Source organism: Streptomyces sp. NPDC045021, assembly GCF_056432645.1.
Map to the genome: position 1 here is coordinate 1 of NZ_JBWKIQ010000023.1, position 17,313 is coordinate 17,313.

The 17,313-nt window shown below is 68.3% G+C and carries 15 protein-coding genes and 2 pseudogenes; 7 read left to right on the forward strand and 10 right to left on the reverse strand.

Annotated features, from left to right (window positions below):
• Positions 1–192 (reverse strand): annotated as a pseudogene (locus AC07DC_RS39500) (hypothetical protein); the annotation flags it as partial.
• 261 nt (positions 193–453) lie between these two features.
• Here AC07DC_RS39500 and AC07DC_RS39505 point away from each other — a divergent pair.
• Positions 454–795: a hypothetical protein gene (locus tag AC07DC_RS39505; protein WP_478919669.1), complete on the forward strand. Its 342-nt coding sequence runs from the start codon at positions 454–456 to the stop codon at positions 793–795.
• A gap of 81 nt (positions 796–876) precedes the next feature.
• Here AC07DC_RS39505 and AC07DC_RS39510 read toward each other — a convergent pair whose 3' ends face one another.
• Positions 877–1,239: an ISL3 family transposase gene (locus tag AC07DC_RS39510; RefSeq protein WP_478919670.1), complete on the reverse strand. Its 363-nt coding sequence runs from the start codon at positions 1,237–1,239 to the stop codon at positions 877–879.
• Positions 1,236–2,546: an ISL3 family transposase gene (locus AC07DC_RS39515; protein ID WP_478919671.1), complete on the reverse strand. Its 1,311-nt coding sequence runs from the start codon at positions 2,544–2,546 to the stop codon at positions 1,236–1,238. Before AC07DC_RS39515 ends, AC07DC_RS39510 begins: the two co-directional genes overlap by 4 nt.
• A gap of 159 nt (positions 2,547–2,705) precedes the next feature.
• Here AC07DC_RS39515 and AC07DC_RS39520 point away from each other — a divergent pair, with 159 nt between their 5' ends.
• Positions 2,706–3,275, forward strand: a complete 570-nt coding sequence (locus tag AC07DC_RS39520; protein ID WP_478919672.1) for a hypothetical protein — start codon at positions 2,706–2,708, stop codon at positions 3,273–3,275.
• Between the two features lie 262 nt (positions 3,276–3,537).
• Here the strand turns inward: AC07DC_RS39520 and AC07DC_RS39525 are convergent, their stop codons facing one another.
• From AC07DC_RS39525 to AC07DC_RS39540, 4 genes are all read right to left on the reverse strand, one after another.
• Positions 3,538–4,311, reverse strand: a complete 774-nt coding sequence (locus AC07DC_RS39525) for a hypothetical protein (protein ID WP_478919673.1) — start codon at positions 4,309–4,311, stop codon at positions 3,538–3,540.
• Positions 4,312–4,677: 366 nt separating this feature from the next.
• The gene (locus tag AC07DC_RS39530; RefSeq protein WP_478919674.1) at positions 4,678–5,199 is read right to left on the reverse strand and encodes a hypothetical protein; all 522 of its coding nucleotides are present in this window, start codon (positions 5,197–5,199) and stop codon (positions 4,678–4,680) included.
• A 140-nt stretch (positions 5,200–5,339) separates the two neighbouring features.
• On the reverse strand, positions 5,340–5,924 hold the full coding sequence (locus AC07DC_RS39535) for a hypothetical protein (RefSeq protein WP_478919675.1): 585 nt from the start codon (positions 5,922–5,924) through the stop codon (positions 5,340–5,342).
• Positions 5,925–6,390: 466 nt separating this feature from the next.
• Positions 6,391–7,797 (reverse strand): IS1380 family transposase, encoded by a 1,407-nt coding sequence (locus AC07DC_RS39540; RefSeq protein WP_478919676.1) that lies wholly within the window; start codon positions 7,795–7,797, stop codon positions 6,391–6,393.
• Between the two features lie 145 nt (positions 7,798–7,942).
• On the opposite strand from AC07DC_RS39540, the pseudogene AC07DC_RS39545 reads away from it, so the two are divergent.
• Positions 7,943–10,462 (forward strand): annotated as a pseudogene (locus tag AC07DC_RS39545) (Tn3 family transposase); the annotation flags it as partial.
• Positions 10,463–10,639: 177 nt separating this feature from the next.
• On the opposite strand, the gene AC07DC_RS39550 reads toward AC07DC_RS39545, so the two are convergent.
• Complete coding sequence (locus tag AC07DC_RS39550) at positions 10,640–11,575, reverse strand: GNAT family N-acetyltransferase (protein ID WP_478919677.1); 936 nt, start codon at positions 11,573–11,575, stop codon at positions 10,640–10,642.
• Positions 11,576–11,734: 159 nt separating this feature from the next.
• Between AC07DC_RS39550 and rsgA the strand changes: the two genes are divergently transcribed.
• Together rsgA and AC07DC_RS39560 are read left to right on the forward strand one after the other, a co-directional pair.
• Entirely contained in the window at positions 11,735–12,667 is a 933-nt protein-coding gene (gene rsgA / locus AC07DC_RS39555) for a GTPase RsgA (RefSeq protein ID WP_478919678.1), read from the forward strand.
• 619 nt (positions 12,668–13,286) lie between these two features.
• The gene (locus AC07DC_RS39560) at positions 13,287–13,697 is read left to right on the forward strand and encodes a hypothetical protein (protein ID WP_478919679.1); all 411 of its coding nucleotides are present in this window, start codon (positions 13,287–13,289) and stop codon (positions 13,695–13,697) included.
• Positions 13,698–13,702: 5 nt separating this feature from the next.
• Here AC07DC_RS39560 and AC07DC_RS39565 read toward each other — a convergent pair whose 3' ends face one another.
• On the reverse strand, positions 13,703–14,023 hold the full coding sequence (locus tag AC07DC_RS39565) for a hypothetical protein (RefSeq protein WP_478919680.1): 321 nt from the start codon (positions 14,021–14,023) through the stop codon (positions 13,703–13,705).
• 143 nt (positions 14,024–14,166) lie between these two features.
• Between AC07DC_RS39565 and ku the strand changes: the two genes are divergently transcribed.
• Positions 14,167–15,177, forward strand: coding sequence for a non-homologous end joining protein Ku (gene ku, locus AC07DC_RS39570; protein WP_478919681.1), 1,011 nt, complete (start codon positions 14,167–14,169; stop codon positions 15,175–15,177).
• 196 nt (positions 15,178–15,373) lie between these two features.
• On the opposite strand, the gene AC07DC_RS39575 is transcribed toward ku, so the two are convergent.
• The gene (locus tag AC07DC_RS39575) at positions 15,374–15,610 is read right to left on the reverse strand and encodes a hypothetical protein (protein WP_478919682.1); all 237 of its coding nucleotides are present in this window, start codon (positions 15,608–15,610) and stop codon (positions 15,374–15,376) included.
• Positions 15,611–15,831: 221 nt separating this feature from the next.
• Here AC07DC_RS39575 and AC07DC_RS39580 point away from each other — a divergent pair, with 221 nt between their 5' ends.
• Positions 15,832–17,280, forward strand: coding sequence for a helix-turn-helix domain-containing protein (locus tag AC07DC_RS39580; RefSeq protein ID WP_478919684.1), 1,449 nt, complete (start codon positions 15,832–15,834; stop codon positions 17,278–17,280).
• The last annotated feature ends 33 nt before the right edge of the window (positions 17,281–17,313 follow it).

The following is a 17,313-nucleotide window of genomic DNA, read 5'->3' on the forward strand; positions in this document are numbered from 1 at the left end:
GCCCCACAGCAGCCCGGCAAATTGCGCGCCATCCCCGCCCTCGGAGAAGAGGGCGATGGTCACCGGGATGGCGACGGCCGCAAAGACCAGGCCCACCAGCAGCGCGCCAATCGCGACGCGCCCGCGACGCGCGTTGTCCGTCGGATGGTTACGGATGAAGGTGCCCAGCGCGCGCTCCGCCTCCGTGGCCACAGATCCCTCCCCTGGAGTCTCTTTCGCAGTGCCGTCAGTCTGTGGGACGGCCGGTCGGGAGACAAGGGAGGGGCGACGCGAGCGGGAGAGCGGCGGCGTGCAGGTGTGTCGACGGTCACGCAATTCGGCTCTGGCGGGGATCTTGTGACGTCGCAGGGTCACGGGTCGAGCAGTACATGTTGGTGTAGGGAGGTCAAGGTCTCCGCGTCCCGCAGGGCCAGGCCGGCGAGGATGTCGGTCCGGGATGAGAACGTTTCCCGTATGGCCGACACAGACGAAGCAGAAATCGACGTTGAGCATGCCGTCATCGCTCACTACCGACTGGCCGACGCTGGCCTCGGTGATCCAACCCAGCGTGAGGCCGTCCGCCAGGCCCAGTCCCTCCTGACCGAGGCGATCGAGCAAGCCGACGTCGGCGAGTTCGATGGGAACGAGTACGGAGGCGGCGAGGTCGCCCTCTACGCCTACGGACCGGACGCCGACGCGCTCTTCGCCGTCATGGCATCCATCCTGAACGACCTGCCGTTCCGGCCGGCGCACGTCGTCCTGCGCTACGGCTCCGCCGATGACCCATCGGCTGCGGAAAATCGCGTCGACCTCTGACGAGACGAGTCACCAGCCCCCAGCCAGACGGGCCCATGGGGGCAAAACGGGCTCTGCCGGGGATCGTGTGATGTCGCCGGGTTATGGGCCGAGGAGTACGCGTTGGCGTAGGAGGTCGAGGTTGGCTCGGCCGTAGGCCATGCGCTTGATGAGCTTGACGCGGGTGACGTGGCCCTCGACCTGGCCGGAGCTCCATGGTGTGGAGAGTCCTGCGGTGACGGCGTCGAAGTCGCGTCGCAGGCCGCTGACCAGCGAGTGGAGGGCTGGGAGGTCGTCAGCAAGGACTCGCTCCATCCAGTCGGGAAGTTGGTCTCCGCGGAGGTCGTGGAGCATTTCAGCGAAGTCGTGGACGTGCCGTGCGGCGGCGTCGAGGTGAGGGCAGGCCGTACGGATCTCCTTCAGTTCCGCGGCGTCGGCGGCCGCGAGGTGCTGGGGGTGCGTCATGATCCAGCGGACGACGCGTCGGGGTTTCGGGGCTGGCCTGGGCCGCGGCCGGGACACCGGCTGCTGCCTTCGTCCTGGTTGGCGGGGAGGTCTGAAGGCGCGGAAGTAGCGGCGGAGCACTGGACGCTCCCGGTGAATCCGCGCTCGCGCAGTTCCCTGTGGAGCTGGGGAATGTCGTGACAGCCCTCCAGCCAGCGGGCGTGGAGGTGGGGCTTGTGCTCGTCCAACACGGACAGTCGTCCGGTGGCTTTGGCCAGGAGTTCGTCGAGGCTGGCGGCGCGGGCGAAACGGCGGACGGTGGAGTGGTCCAGCCGCAGTGTCCGGCCGATCGCCGCCAACGACTTCCCCTCGGCCAGCAGTGCCTGGACCGTCTCGTATCTCTGCGTCGTGCGGGCTACCAGGCGCCGGGGTTGGCCGCTGACGTCGAGCGTGCCGTCCGGCGGGACGAACGGGACGGCCACCGGTCTGGACGGCTCCGGTGCGACCAGGTCCCTCGCGGTTGCCTCCGCCATGACCGGGGTCGCCGCGAACGCGGCCTGGATGCAACCGTGGTGAGAGCCGACCGTTCTCTCCACCGCATCCGCGACGTTTCGCCACAGATGCCAGGCGTCGGCGACCTGCATCGCATGCGGGGCACCGCTTCGGGCCCCTTCAGCGTAGGCGCCGGCCCGGTCCCGGCAGATCACCTCTACTTCCGGGTGGCGGCGAAGCCATGCGGCTAGCGGCTCGGCGTCCCGGCCGGGCAGGACGTCGACCGGGCGGCGGGCCTCCAGATCAACCAGGATCGTCGCGTAGGAGTCGCCCTTGCGTAGAGCGAAGTCGTCCACTCCCAGAAATCTGATGGCGCCGACTGGTGGCTGCGGAACCGAGCGGAGCAGGTCCAGCAGCGCGTCCTTGGCGATGCGGATCCCGAGGGCCGCGGCTAGGCGGGCGCCGGGACGGCCCGCCAGGCACAGAGCGATCGAGGCGAGCATCGACCGCAGCACCTGCGTCTGCCGGGCATGCGGCCTGGTTAGCCCCTCGATCTGCTCGGCGAACGTCACGGCCGGGCACCAGCTGCTCAGACACTTGAACCGGCGCACGGTCAGCTCGATGACCACGGGGCTGCCGGCCACGGGGGCATCACCGAGCCGGCGGACGTACCGGCCGTGCACCCGCCACGACGGCATACCGCATCCCGGGCATCTCACAGGAGACGTCTGACACCCCGCGCGAAGCGTGATGACCCCGGCCGTTCGCTTGATCGACTCGATGACAACACCGGACAGATGCGGCAACAACCGCCCCAACACCCCTGAACCGCACACCCGGAGACTGCCCAGCTCAGCCCTGCGACATCACAAGATCCCCGACAGAGCCGAATTACGTGGTCGTCCACAGCGTCCTCCTCACCGCCTGTGGACGACAGCCCACGGACGCGTCCGCCGCAAGAAAACATGGAACTGGCAGTCGATAGGGTTCGGCGCATGACCGTGGACAACCTGTCGTCGCGCCCCTTGTTGCTGGTGGACGTGGACGGACCGCTCAACCCGTTTGCCGCGATGCCGGACCATCAACCCGATGGATACGAGACCCACCGCTGGCTCACCCCGCGCTGGGTGGCCGCCGAAATGACGAGGATGCCCGCAGGACCGCGGAATCGGGAACCCGTTCCGCTCCCGGTCTGGCTGAACCCAAGCCATGGCCCCGCTCTGGCAGCACTGCCGTTCGACCTGGCATGGGCATCAACATGGGAGGAGGAAGCCAACACCTACATCGCACCGGTCCTCGGACTCCCAGAACTGCCGTTCATCGCCTGGTCCTCGCCTCGGCCCACGCCGGTCGGCGGCGTGTTCTGGAAGACCCCCGAACTCGTCGCCTGGGCTGAAGGCCGCCCGTTCGCCTGGCTGGACGACGAGATCACCGACGCGGACCAGGCATGGGTCACCGCCCACCACTCTGGACCGGCACTGCTGCGACGCATCGACCCGAACCGCGGACTGCTACCCGCAGATTTCGCCGCCCTGACCACCTGGGCCTCGGAACTCAACAGCTGATCGTCCTCACGAAATGTGTTCCAGAACCGAGTCTTGAGACCAGTGGTAGGTGAGTTCTGACTCCAGTGGAGTGGGGCGGCGTGGAGCCGGATTCAATGTCGTGAGATTTGACTCCACTGGGGCCCTTGCGGCGGGAGGATGCCGAGTGCAGTAGGTAGCCCTGGGTGGCTCAAGTGCCGGTCTCGAAGGTCGAGTTGTACGGCGGAGATGGCTCGACCACCGGTCGGACGGGCGGTCGTTCCGCCGGTGCCGTTGCGCTGTGCTATTCGTCCAGTCCGAACCAGGGCCCGTGGCCGAGGCGGTCCTGGACGACTTCGCGTGCTTCGGGATCGGAGACCTGCCCGGCGAGGTACTGCGCGTGGGCCTTGAGCTTCCCCGCGTCCGGGGCGCCGATGGCGGCGGCTGTCCGAGCTTGAATCTCGACGGCGAAAGCCCGGTCCCAATCGGTGAAGGCGTCCGGGTGCTCGGCGATCAGTTCCGCATAACGCGCAGCGTGCGGGGCGGCGACCTGCGGGCGGCCGATGGCCAGGGCGGTTCGGGCGATGGAGTACTCGGCGCGGCCGTGGTTGGCCGGGGTTCCTGCCTCCAGCCAGTGGTAGCAGGCCGCATACGCCTGGTAGAGCGCACGGTCCTGCTCGGCACGCGGGGTGCGCGGAGTGAGGTCGAAGAGCAGGTCCCCGAGTTCGTTGTTGAGCTCGACGGCGAACCAGCGGTGGAGATCACGCTCGCGCGGTTGGCGGCTGCCGAACGCCGAGATCACGTCCTGCCAGCGGGCGAAGCCGTGCTCGTGGGCGATGACGTGCTGGGCGTCGCGGATGGAGAAACCGTCTGGGTCCACCGGTCCGGCCGTCGCCGCGCGGTCTCTGGCGCCAGCCCTGTCGCCCAGCACCGCCAGGCGCAGGTCCTTGGCTTGGGTGCGCAGTTGTCCCAGGTCGGCCTCGATGGGGAGGACCGCGGTGATGTCGTGGTTCATGGTGCCGGTTCCTCTGATCTGTGCGACGAACAGGTCCATGGCCGGTTCCGTGGACACGGCCATACGGATCAGTGTTCCACCCCTCAAGGCGGCTAACTGGGGCGGCGGGGGCCGGGGTCAGATCGTTGGCGTCGGGTCGCGTCTTCCGAACCTCGGAATGTGCCTCACCTGCCTGCAGCCGTTTGGCGACCCAAGATAGCAACCCACGCCCGGACCTTACCCAGAGCCGCCCCGACCAAGCGTCCGACGCCGGCCAGTGGAGTCAAATCTCACCTACACAACGAGGTGCCCAGAGCAGCAAATGGAGTCCGACTTCAGATACGAAGCCAGGCCGAACTCGCCAGCCGCGCGACGCAGTTCCTCCCTGAGCCGCGCCCTCACCGCTGGCCAGTCCCCACGGATGGTTGCCCCGCATGACCCATTCGCGGGTCACGGGTGATCGGGTACACGGGTGGCCGCAACGGCGCTGTCGATCAGCCGCTCGCGCAGCCGATCTGCGAGCCGGGCAGACGCACACACCGCGTGGATGAGGCCGGCAGGGGACGGCACGGCCCTGCCCAGGATCTGCTCCACATCGTCCAGCAGGCCCATGGCCTGGTCCGCCAGCCCCTCCAGCTCCGCGTGTTCCTGCGAGCTGAGCCAGCGCAAGTCTTCGGCGGTGATCGCGGTCATCATCCGAGCGAGCGCCAGCGACGCGGCGTTGAGATCTTCGACCACGGCGCGGCGGTCCTGGGATTCCTCCGTCATGGCACGCACAACGACGCAAAGCGACGAGTCGTCACGGTGCCAGGACCGATGCTTGGAGCCCCGCAGCGGTTCCAGCCCGATCAGCCGCTCCCGACCGAGCCGCGGACATTCGGCAACAGGCAACAGGCGCCGTCCGCCCCGCGCGCTGGAACGCGGAGTGTCGACGCCGCGGGAGAACGCGATCACGGTGCGGTGGGCTGTCACCCGGCCGTGCCCTCTCCGGACGAAGCTTGCCCGCTCAGCACCGCGGGCTGGCAAGCTGACCTTCGTGGACTCCGTCAACGTCGCCCTGGACCGCGTCTGGCCCGCCGAGCTGCGCACCGACCACGGGCCCGTGCGCGCTGTCAATCGACGAGGGCTAGAAGCCGCTCAGCTTCGGGGATGACCTCGCCCCGCATCCACTCCAGGTACTGATGCAAGGCAGGAATCAGTTCCTGGCCGTCGCATTCTCCGCCCTTGAACACCCAGGTACGGCGGTACGTCGGATCAGCCACCTCTGGTTCTGACGTAGGCGGGCTAGTGAACGTATATTCCTCCCCCTCCCGCCCGTCCCTGACGACGGCAATGCGTGTCGTCTCGGTGATCACCGTCGCGTCGTGTGCGGTTGCGGCTCCGGTCGCCGTATCGGTCATGTGCACCTCGTGCCGGACCTGCGTTCCCTCCTCCATGCCCTTGAACACCAGGTTCCGTACCTCCGTGATGCACCGCAGCAGGAGGTTCTTCTTGCTCTGCGACCACCACTGGCCGAACTGCTGCGTCCGGGCCCCCTTTGACTCCACGTCGATTGCATGACCGACCCTGCGGATCATGGCAATGCTCGGAACGAAGACGTCTGTGAACTCCTGCGAGTCGTCGCCGACCTCTTTGAGAAGCTCCAAGTGCTTCTCCGCCAGTTCCAGCGCCTTCCGGCTCCGCACCAGTCTCATCATGCTCTCCGCCCTTGGCCGTGTGGTTGGTGTGCGTGTCACGGTGCGGGGCGGCCTGGAGAGCGGTGACGCGTACACGCCGATCGTTCGCCCCAATGGCCGAGCAAGTCGACGACGGTGCTCGGTCTCGGACAGCCGCGACTGAGCAACTCGTGGGCCACCCGGCTGCAAGCGTCCTTCCGCCGCCCGGGCGGCGGAAGGACGCTCCCGGGCCGCCCTCCCGGCGGCGGTGTGCCACGGCGCTTGGGGCCACAGGCCCGACCGCCGAGACCACGCCGTTCGGGCTACAGAGTTCCGACCGAATGAATGCAAGGCTAGCCTCGCTGTTTCGGTTGGGGTGGCGCGACGTCGCTGATGGTCAATTGCTTGGTGGTTGAGGCGTTTTCGATGCCTGGGCATGACGGAGTCCCGGCGCGGTGGTCGGGTTCTCCGGGTTCCTCGGGTCGTGGGTGGTCAGGCTGGCCGGCGATCAGCCGGCTGGGCGGGGCAGTGCGGCCAGGCGGTGGAAAGCCGTGGCGAGTTCGTTCCTCCAGGGCCAGGTCGTCGAGATCCGCAGGTGGAGGCGCCGCCCGCCTCGGGTGAGGCGGGCGGCGACGTGTAGGAGTCGGTAGCGGAGCTTCTTCGGCTCGGCCATGGCGAGGTCACCGTCCAGTAGGAGGACGCGTGTCCAGGCGAGCAGGTCGATCGCGGCCAGGGAGAGTTCGAGCCAGGCGGCGTTGACGGTGAAACGGCGGGAGGGGAAGCGCCCGAAGCCGGTGTCCTTCCCCGTTCGGATGTGGTCCTCGACGATCGCGTGTCCGCGGTGGCGGACCTCCAGGAACTGCGCCGAACCGCCACCGGCGAACGGCGTGTCGGTGAGGAATACCTGGTGGCGCAGGCCCTCGTCGGCGTCGAACAGCGACAGTTGGGCACCGGGGTGCGGGCGCTCGCGTCGGACGATGATCCGGGTGCCGACCGGGTAGCCGGACAGGTCGACCATGCCGGTCAGCTCGGCGACCTCGGCCCCGTCCCGGATTATGCCGTCCTGGTTCACAGCGGGGTGCCAGAGGCGTTCGGGGACCGCACGGATCGCGCGCCGGACCGTCTCGGTGACGGCGGTGCCGACGGAGAAGAACGTACGGATCTGTTTGCTGCGCTGGCTGCGGATGTGCGTGAGGAACGTCTTCGCGGACCCGGCGCTGTCGGCACGAATAAGGATCTCGGTGCCGTGGCGGTGGGCGTGGGGGAGTTGGGCCAGGGCGTCGTCCAACACTGTGATGTGATCGGCTGCGGTGTTCGCTCCGGCGTTTCCGGGCCGCAGCCGCCCGGCCAGGGCCTCACCGGTGTTGGCCAGGAAGGCCAGCAGTGGGGGGAAGCCGAAGCCGCCCTTGTAGGTGGCGGCGGCCGCCTCTTTCTCGGAGTGGCAGGCGACCAGCGTGGCATCGAGGTCCACCACCAGGCCGGGTATCTCGCGTCCACCGGCCCGCGCCGTCGGGATGCCTTCACTCCGTTCGGCCGCCTGCAGCCAGGCAACCTCCCGGGCGGCGGCCCGGGCAGATCGCAGCCGGGCGAGCAGCTGTTCGTCCACATCCGCGAGCAGCCGCCAGGCGGTGGGTGTGGACGCCACGGGGCCGAACACCTCGGTCTGGTCGCGCAGCACGGCCAGGTCGGTGATGGTTTCGCCACCGTCGGCGAGCATCACCGCGAGATCGGTCGCGATCCGGCCCGGGCCGTGCCCGGTGCCGCGCGGTCGCAGCGGACCGAGCGCGGCGGAGTACGCGGGGGTCAGCCCGGTGACCTCGGCGAGGTCGGCCAGCAGTCGGGCCCCGACATGCCCGACAACCCCCGAACCATCCGCACTGACACGGACCTTGGGACGCGAACCGATAGCCTGCACGTAGAAGGTGCCCTCCGCTTGGTCTGATCGAACCCCTCAGCAAGGTTCATCGTCCCAGGTCAGGAAGGCACTTTCGCGTTTCCACCCCCGCCGGCCGCCGTACCCAAGTGAAACGACGAGGTTAGGCTTCCGCCCCTCGACGCGGGTGGACGAGGAGCGGCTGATCGGGTGGCTGGCGGACGAGGTCTGCCCGGTCGAGCTGGTGGAGGACCGGCTGCGGGAGGCCTTGCTGGTGCAGTGCCGGGTGGGTCGGATCGAGCCGCCGGGCCGGATCGGCCGGATCATCGCCTCGGCCCAGGCCCGGGCGGAGAAGGCGTTCTGCGCGCGGACCGTCGAGCGCCTGGGCGAGGTGTGCGCGTCCCGGCTGCTCGCGCTGGTGGCCGAGGGCAACGAGGCCGGCGCCGTCCTGCTGGCCGACCTGAAGCAGGACCCGGGCGCGGTGGGGTTGGAGTCGCTGCTGGCGGAGATCACCAAGCTGAACTCGGTGCGCAAGTTCGGCCTGCCCGAGGGGCTGTTCGCGGACTGCTCGGAGAAGCTGCTGGCCGCCTGGCGGGCCCGGGCGATCAGAATGTACCCCTCGGACTTCCGAGACACGGCCGAGGAAGCGCGGGCCACCCTGCTGGCCGCGCTGTGCTCGGCTCGGCAGGCGGAGATCACCGACGCGCTGGTGGACCTGCTGGTCGCCCTGGTGCAGAAGATCAACGCCCGGGCCGAGCGGCGCGTGGAGCGGCAGCTCACCGCTGAGCTGAAGAAGGTCCGCGGCAAGGAGGGCATCCTCTTCAAGCTCGCCGACGCGGCGATCGGCCAGCCGGACGAGATCGTGCGGCGGGCCCTGTACCCCGTCGTCGGCGAGAAGACGCTGCGGGACCTGGTCACCGAGGCGAAGGCGAACGAGAAGGTATTCAAGGCCAAGGTCCGCACCACGCTGCGGAGCTCGTACAGCTCGTACTACCGGCAGATGCTGCCGCCGCTGCTGAAGACGCTCGGCTTCAAGAGCAACAACACCGCGTACCGGCCGGTGATGGACGCTCTGGTGCTGCTGGAGAAGTACGCGACGGTGGACGGCAAGACCCGCTTCTACGACGCCGGCGACGCGGTGCCGATGGACGGCGTCGTGCGCAAGGACTGGCGCGAAGCGGTGATGGACGAGAAGGGGAAGATCGAGCGCATCCCGTACGAGCTGTGCGTGCTGGTGGCGCTGCGGGACGCGATCCGGCGCCGCGAGATCTACGTCGAGGGCGCGACGCGGTGGCGCAATCCGGAGGACGACATGCCGGGCGACTTCGAGGCCACCCGCACCGTGCACTACGCGGCGATCCGCCAGCCCATCGACCCGCGGGAGTTCATCACCAGCCTGAAGAAGCGGATGACCGCCGGCCTGGACCGCCTGTCGCTGGCCCTGGCGGACGGCTCGGCGGGCGGGGTGAAGGTGACCACCCGGCACGGCGACCCGTGGATCACCGTGCCGAAGCTGGAACCGCTGCCAGAGCCGACCGGCCTGCAGGCGCTCAAGGACGAGGTGATCCGGCGATGGGGCGTCCTCGATCTCCTGGACGTGCTGAAGAACGCCGACTTCCTGACCGGCTTCACCGACGAGTTCTCCTCGGTAGCCGCCTACGAGCGCATCGACCGCGCCACCCTCCAGCGCCGACTGCTGCTGGCCCTGTTCGCGCTCGGGACGAACATGGGCATCCGCGCCATTGTGGCCACCGGCGAGCACGGCGAGAGCGAGGCCTCGCTGCGGCACGTGCGCCGACACTTCATCACCGTCGACACCCTGCGGGCCGCCGTGACCAGGCTGGTGAACACCACCTTCGCCACCCGCGACACCCAGTGGTGGGGACGGGGTACGGCCTGCGCGTCCGACAGCAAGAAGTTCGGCTCCTGGTCGTCCAACTTCATGACGGAGTACCACGCCCGCTACGGCGGCAACGGCGTGATGATCTACTGGCACGTGGAGCGGAAGAATGTCTGTATCTACAGCCAGCTCAAGAGCTGTTCGTCGTCCGAGGTCGCGGCGATGATCGAAGGCCTGCTACGGCACTGCACGGATGCCGAGATCGAATCGAACTACGTCGACACCCACGGCGCCTCGGTGGTCGGGTTCGCCTTCACCGAACTGCTGAACTTCCGGCTCCTGCCCCGGTTGAAGAACATCGGCAGCATCCGGCTGTATCGCCCCGACGACGACCCGCCCGGCTGGCCGGCGTTCGGCGGCTCGCTGACGAGGGCGATCAAGTGGGAGCTGATCGCCCAGCAGTACGACCAGATGGTCAAGTACGCCACCGCCCTGCGGCTCGGAACCGCCGAGGCCGAGCAGGTCCTGCGTCGCTTCACCCGAGGCGGCCCCAAACACCCCACCTACCAGGCCCTGGAGGAACTCGGCCGTGCGGTTCGTACGATCTTCGCGTGCGAATACCTGGCCAGCCCCAACCTGCGCCGCGAGATCCACGGCGGCCTGCAGGTCGTGGAGAACTGGAACAGCGCGAACGCCGTCCTCCACTACGGCAAGGACGGCGCCTTGACCGGCCCGGACAGGGAACATGCGGAGACCAGCATGCTCGCCCTGCACCTGCTGCAGTCCGCATTGGTACACGTCAACACCCTGCTGCTGCAACAGGTCCTCGCTGAACCGGTCTGGGCGGACAGACTTAGCGACGAGGACCGGCGGGGCTTGACCGCCTTGTTCTGGTCGAACCTCAACCCTTACGGGACGTTCCGCCTCGACATGGACAAGCGCCTCGACCTGCCGCTATCCCCCGCTGGTGCCCGGCCCTCGCCGGGCAGCTGGCCACGTCACACGCGCCTCGGCAGTATCAGTCGGAGTGTCGGCTCCTGGCCGTCATCGGACGGGCTTGCGGTAGACGACAATGCGGTGGTTGATGACGAAGCCGGCCTTCTCGTAGACGGTGGATGCGCCCGTGGTGCTGTCGGCGTCGGTCTCGAGTGCGGCTGTGGTGTAACCGGATCGGCCAGCCGCACCCAGCACGTCGGCGAGCAGCGCGCCCGCCACCCCTTGTCGGCGCCAGGACGTGGCGGTGCCGACCTGCCCGATGTAGAGCGCTTGGGGCGCGTCGGCGTACGGCAGGACGTAACCGACGACCTTGTCGTCGGCGAGTGCCAACCGGGCCAGCTCGGGGACGAAGGTCTTTGACCGCACGGTCATTGCGGCCCAGGAGTCGAACGTGCGCTCCTGGTGGCCCCAGGTACCGCGGAACGCCGCTGTGTGGACGGCGTGCAGCTCATGCTCCCGGTCCGGGGCGTACCGGACGATCCGCAGGCCCTCGACGGGCGGTGCAGCGGAAGGCGCTGAGGTAGGCGCGGCCATCTCCAGGAAGAACCGCTCGACGGTGAACCCCAGCCGCTCGTACAACCGGATCGCGGCCGTGTCGGGGACGCCGGTGTCGACCTCAGCCAGCCATTCCACCTCCGGCGCGGCCTCGGCGTGTCGTTCAGCCGCCCGGTTGAGCTGCCAGGCCAGCAACTCCCGGCCTATCCCGAGGCCTTGCCGGTCGGGGTGCACCCCGCCTTCCAGGCTGACCCGGAATCCGTCCTCAGGCGGAAGGCGTACCAATGCGGCGGCAACCAGCCGCCCCTCCGCGTCGGTGATCAGCCGGGTGTCCCTCGCCAGGTCTTTGACCTCAGTTCTCACCACGTTCTCGATCGCGGCGGCGGGGAGCTCGAGCTGCCCGCCACCGGCCTTGGAAATAGCGTTGAGCAGATCAGCGACGGCCGCTGCGTCCTCGGGGCGGTAAGCGCGGGCAAGGAATTCATTCATCGATACACCCTATGGCGCCAGGAATGGCCGAGATGAGTACCCGATACCTGTTCCGGCCCTTTTCGGAGGCGGCCGCCTACGGACTCCCAGCCGCAGCGGCCGGCTTGGCTGCACCGCATTCCGAGCCCGGGGCCACCCTTTCGAAGGGTCGCCCCCAAGTTGACTTCGCTTTCCGCTGCCCACCCGCTGTCCGGCTTTGGCTGGAATGACGACCGGGCCGCCGATTTCGCCCCACTCGCCGAGGCGGGTCTCACCCCTGCCCGCATCGCCCGCGTCGACCGCGGCCGATGCGACGTCGTCCTCGCCGACCCCGCGACGGGCGAACTCCATACCGTCCGGGCCGACTCCCGTCCCGTCGGCGACCCGGACCCGCTCAAGAACCCGTGCACCGGCGACTGGGCCGCCGTCGACCTGACCGCCGAGCCGATGCCCACCGTCAGCGCCCTGCTGCCGCGCGGCACCGCCATCGTCCGCAAGACCTCCGGCAAGCGCTCGGAGGGCCAGCTGCTGGCGGCCAACATCGACACCGTCCTGATCGTCCACTCGCTCGCCGCCGACCCCGACCTGGGCCGGATCGAGCGCTTCCTCGCCCTGGCCTGGGAGTCCGGCGCCGAGCCGCTGGTGGTCCTCACCAAAGCCGACCTGGCGGACGACGCCGAGTTCGTCCGCGCCGACGTCGAGGGCATCGCCCCCGGCGTCACGGTGCTGGTCGTCAGCGCCGAGACCGGCGAGGGCATCGACATCCTGCGTGCCTGCACCACCGGCACGACCGCCCTGATCGGCCAGTCCGGCGCCGGCAAACGACAAGAACCTCTTCATCAACGATGGCGAGGACACCTGCGCCCAGCCGGACCTGTCGAAAATGTTGGTCGACATCGACTGCGCGATAGGGAGGTCTACCTCGGGCGCGACGAGCTGGAGCAGGTCAACAACCTGAAGATGCTCTTCCTGGTGTCGTACTTGCGGGGCATGTTCGTCTTGGTCGACTTGGTCGACGAGATCCTTAGGAACTCGGAACTACCGCAGCCGGAGCGCTCCGGACGCTCAGCATCGTCAAGGTACTGCAGGTCAGCGGCCTGGCGGGAACAGTAGTGAGCGACTTCAGTGCCGCGATTGTGCTCTCGTAAATTTCAGTGCCATGCGCATATAGGGAGTAGTCCTTTCCGGAGGCGAGCCGACCATCGCGCCCTGTCCGATCCGCAGTTCGATCCGCAGTGTGAAGCAACGCTGTCGGTGACGGCCAGCACAATGGGGCGCAAGGCCTTTCGGGCTGCCGGCGGAAACGACGGCGGCCCCCTGCTCGTAACAGGAGGCCGCCCACTCGCAGTACCCGATCGATGAACCTGGAGGCCCACGATGAGTACCGACGATTCCGAGAGTAAGCCTTGCCAGTGTCAGAGCCCTCATCTGACGTTCCTTGAGGGGCCGCCTCTCGGCTCTGAGCAGCCGAAAGCTCCTCTCCGCACTCGTCTCCGCGGCAAGCGCCTCATGCGGACCGCGGCTGACGAGGTGACCCGAGCAGGTGCCAGGGCCGTGACCACGGGTCTTTTCCTGGTACTTCTGCACTGGTGGCAGACCCGCTAGCGCTAGGAGCCGGCCCGCCTGGCGACGCAGATGCCGGGCGGGCCAGGGGGCCTGGGAGCCCAGCCGGACGAACTGCTGGAGCGGAAGGAGTAGTGGCAGCATGTTCGATTCGAACTAGAATCGAACAGTGGAGAGTGGGAGGAGTGGCCGGGCGCCGGAGACCGGCCCGTTGGTGGCCGTGCGGCTGCCCGATGGGCAGAGCGTGCGGGCGATGATGATCCGGCGGATTCGGGACGCCGACGGGTCCTGGTGGTTCGAGCTGAACCTGGCCCTGTGGGCGCGGGTGGAGACCCACCACCGGTCCACCGACCGCATCGCGGGTGAGCCGGCGCCCACCGTGTTCCTCGCTCCGGCCGCCGTCGTCACGCCCATCGAGGGCCAGGACTACCGCGGCGTCATCACCTGGCGGCACCCCGCGACCCTGCGCCGCACCCGGCGGAACACGTTGTTGCACTCCGGCCCGAATTCCGGCTCGCCCCGGAAGCAGGCGCCCTGGGACGACGACTATCCCGCCCAGGACACCGATTTCGGGGCGTAGAACCGCTAGGACCAGCCGGGCGCGCCGACCTCTTTCTTCAACCGGGTATGGAGGCTCATCCAGCTGCCGCCGGCCATCGCCTCCACCACTGCCGGGTGACCCCACAGGGCCTTGAGCGCTGCCATCCGCACGCCTCGCAGTCGCTCCAGTTCCTGCTCCTGCTCCTCACTCCAGACCTTCCGGTGGGGAGCCGGGCCCTGGCCGTCTGCGGGTCCTTCCACGGGGGCGTGGTCGATGGCGTCGACATAGGCGGCCACGGCCGCGTCCGCGTCCTGGAAAGCGGCTTGGCAGGCGATCAGGTCAGCGGGGAGTTCATCCGTGGGCATGTCGGCCACGCTATGCGCCCGCACTGACAGCCCCATCTGGCACGCCGCCCGGGAGGGACGGGTCACCGGTTCGCTGCGGTCGCGGGCCACCGGGCGCGGTCGTAGCGTCGGAATATGACCTGCTCAGGCGAGGGATCGAGCCGATGAGGCCGTTGTGGTCCGGGACGGTCTCCTTCGGTCTGGTCTCCATTCCGGTGCGTCTTGGATCGGCGGTGAGCAGTCACAAGATCCCGTTCCGGCAGATGCACAAGGCAGATCACGGGCCGGTGCGGCACCGCAATAAGTGCGAGCTGGACGACAAGGTTCTTGAGCAGGACGAGATCGGCCGCGCCTACGAGACGCCCGACGGCACGCTGGTGGAGATCACTGACGACGAGCTCGCCGCCATGCCGCTGCCCACCGCGAAGACCATCGAGATCAGCGGCTTCCTGGACATGGCCAGCGTCCCGGCCACCCAGTACAACTCCCCGTACGTGCTGCAGCCCGGCCCCGGCGGCGACAAGCCGTACGTGCTCATGCGCCAGGCCCTGGCCCGCTCGGGCAAGGCCGCCGTCGGCAAGGTCGCGCTCCGCGACAAGGAGCAGCTGGTGCTGATTTACGCGTACGAGGACGTGTTGATCGCGCACACCCTGCACTGGCCCGACGAGATGAGACCCTCGGCCGAGGCCGCGCCGACCCGCAAGGTGGAGCTCGCCGACAACGAGATCGAGGCCGCCATCGAACTGATCGGAGCTCTCGGCGATGCGGACCTGGACGCGTACGAGGACCAGTACACCGCCGCGGTGGTCAACCTGGTGCAGGCCAAGACGGAATGCGCGCCACCGGCCAGGGCCTCCGTCCCGGCGCCGGGCGGGAAGGTCGTCGACCTCATGGAGGCGCTGCAGACCAGCCTGGCCGAGGCCAGGAAGAACCGCGGCGAGGACGCCACGGTGCACGACGTCACCCCGCCGAAGAAGACCACAACCAAGAAGGCCACCGCGAAGAAGACGACGGCGAAGAAGACGGCAGCCAGCCACGCGACCACGTCGGCCAGCCACACCCGCGCACGCAGCACGCCCAAGACCGGCGAGGCGAAGAAGTCGACGGCGGCCGCGAAGAAGACGGCCAAGAAGACCCCGGCGAAGAAGAACGCCACCCGCAAACGCAGCGCCTGACCCGAGCCCGGTCAGGCCCGCGGTCCGTGGGCTCCCCCTGCATCTCGTATAGCCAGGGCGAACGGACCTGTAGGGGGTAGCGCCGAGATGTGCCGAGAAGCCGCCAGTTCTTGATCTTGGTAGCGCGTCACCCGTTGCTGGACGGCGTTTTGAGGCCACGGGTAGAGATCCAGCGACTGGTAGTGGCTGTGCCTCATCAGGTCGGTGGGTGGGAGCGGCGGGTGGTGCGCCGTAGGTGGCGGTGGGTTCGCAGGTCGGTCCACCAGGCGAGGCGGTCGGAGGAGTCCTGGGGGAAGAGGGCCTGGAGTGAGGTGGCGGCCAGGGCCGCGATCAGGCAGATCACGATGCCCCACCACGGGGCGCCGGCCATTGCCGCGGAGAGCCCGCTGATACCGGTGACCGAGGTGGGCACCAGGTGTGTGGAGATAGGCATCGGCGGACCTCATTCGCTCTCGGTGCGGCCGTCCCGTGCGGCCACTGGTTCAAGCTTCGGCGTCCGGCCTGAGTTGCAGCAGTGGGAACAGCGCGTTACCTGCGATTGGCAACACCCCCCTTCCGCAACAGCTTTCGATGGTGTGGGTGACGCCGGTGGGGAAGAATTGCGCACCTCCGTCGTCAGTGAGCGGAGATCACGCGGCGGGGTTGGGAGAGCGGATGGATGACGGGTCGATACCCGGGGAGCCCGATCCCCTGATCGCGTATGCGGCAGCGCTTCGGGCGGCGACAGCGGCCTTCCTGGCCGGGGGCGGTACCCAGAAGGCAATCTCCAAGGCTCTCCACGTTTCTCCGGCCACGCTCTCGCGCTATCTCAGCGGCCAGCGCATCGCGCCCCTGAAGGCCGTGCAGGATCTGCGAGCCTTCCTCGCGGACCGGGGCCACCCGCTGAATGCCGAGGCGTACGAGGGCCTGGTCGCGCTGTGCGGCCAAGCGCATGCCGCCAGCGGTTCGCCGGCCGTCCAGCTCACCCAGCTCCAGCAGGAACTCGCCAGCCTCCGCGAAGAACAGGACCACGCGCAGCAGCTCTCCGAGGCGAGGCTTGCCGCGCTGGAGAAGAACGCCGGCCGCCTCGCCCGCGCCCTCGACAAAGCGCTCGATCGGGCACGGCGCGCGGAAGAGGCACGCCAGGCCCTCGAAGACACCGTCGAAGCACAGCAACAGAGCCTGCGGCACGCCCAGAACTACACCCGGCAGATCGATGCCGAACTGGCCGGGCAGCTAGAACAGGCACGCCTGCTCCAGCACGAGGTCGGTGTCCTGCGCGAGCAGAACCGTCAGCTCCTGGAGGAGGGAAGCCAGCCCATTTCCGGTGTGTCAACGCAGAACACAGCCGTCCAGGCCACGATCGTCCCCCACAGCACAACAGCCGATCCTCCAGCCAGCACACGCCCTCCGCGGACAGTGCGCGGCCCCCTGCCGAGCAAGCCCAAGACGCACAAACCCAAAAAGGTCCGGGGGAAGACACCGCCCGACGAGCCCGTCACCACCCCACCCGATGGGGGGAGGGCCTTCGAGCAGTCATGGACCGGCGACGAGAACCCTGAGGAGTTCAGCAGCCACCAGCAGCCCTGGGGCGAAATGCTCGGCGCGATCCTGACTGCCCTCTTCTTCATCGGCTGCGCCGACTTCCACGACTGGGACGGCAACAAAGTAGGGGAGATCCTGGTCTGGGGACTAGCCGCATTCTTCGTCATTCTCCCATGTACTCAGGAGTGGAGAATGGGCAGATGGCTGAAGAAGAGTCTGAACGCCAGGACGCTGCGCGTCGATCAAGCGGGCATTACGACCAGCGACCCCTACGGGGAACAACAGATCCCCTGGACACAGATCAGGGGGATCGACGTCCGTCACACCACGATGACCCACCATCAGCACACCCTTCTCGCCCTCCACCTACGGCTACATACGCCCGCGCCCCCTGATACGCCTCCAGTCCTGTACCGCCCCGCCGGATGGCACACACGAATCGACCCCACGGACCTTGAAAAAGACGGCTGGGTTGCCGTGTGCGTGCTCGGCCCGATCCCTGGACCCCGCCGAATCGTCCTTCGGAACGCGGTCAGTGCCTTCACGAAACTGTCATTGAAGACAGAGTGGAACTGGTAGGTCAGTTTCGGGTGCGGACTTTCTTCGTATCCA

Bases quoted from the DNA above. Each gene is read 5' to 3' on its own strand.
- AC07DC_RS39505 (WP_478919669.1), top strand. From the start codon at position 454: ATGGCCGACACAGACGAAGCAGAAATCGACGTTGAGCATGCCGTCATC.
- AC07DC_RS39510 (WP_478919670.1), bottom strand. From the start codon at position 1,239: ATGACGCACCCCCAGCACCTCGCGGCCGCCGACGCCGCGGAACTGAAG.
- AC07DC_RS39520 (WP_478919672.1), top strand. From the start codon at position 2,706: ATGACCGTGGACAACCTGTCGTCGCGCCCCTTGTTGCTGGTGGACGTG.
- AC07DC_RS39525 (WP_478919673.1), bottom strand. From the start codon at position 4,311: ATGGCCGTGTCCACGGAACCGGCCATGGACCTGTTCGTCGCACAGATC.
- AC07DC_RS39535 (WP_478919675.1), bottom strand. From the start codon at position 5,924: ATGATGAGACTGGTGCGGAGCCGGAAGGCGCTGGAACTGGCGGAGAAG.
- AC07DC_RS39550 (WP_478919677.1), bottom strand. From the start codon at position 11,575: ATGAATGAATTCCTTGCCCGCGCTTACCGCCCCGAGGACGCAGCGGCC.
- AC07DC_RS39565 (WP_478919680.1), bottom strand. From the start codon at position 14,023: ATGCCCACGGATGAACTCCCCGCTGACCTGATCGCCTGCCAAGCCGCT.
- ku (WP_478919681.1), top strand. From the start codon at position 14,167: ATGAGGCCGTTGTGGTCCGGGACGGTCTCCTTCGGTCTGGTCTCCATT.
- AC07DC_RS39575 (WP_478919682.1), bottom strand. From the start codon at position 15,610: ATGCCTATCTCCACACACCTGGTGCCCACCTCGGTCACCGGTATCAGC.
- AC07DC_RS39580 (WP_478919684.1), top strand. From the start codon at position 15,832: ATGGATGACGGGTCGATACCCGGGGAGCCCGATCCCCTGATCGCGTAT.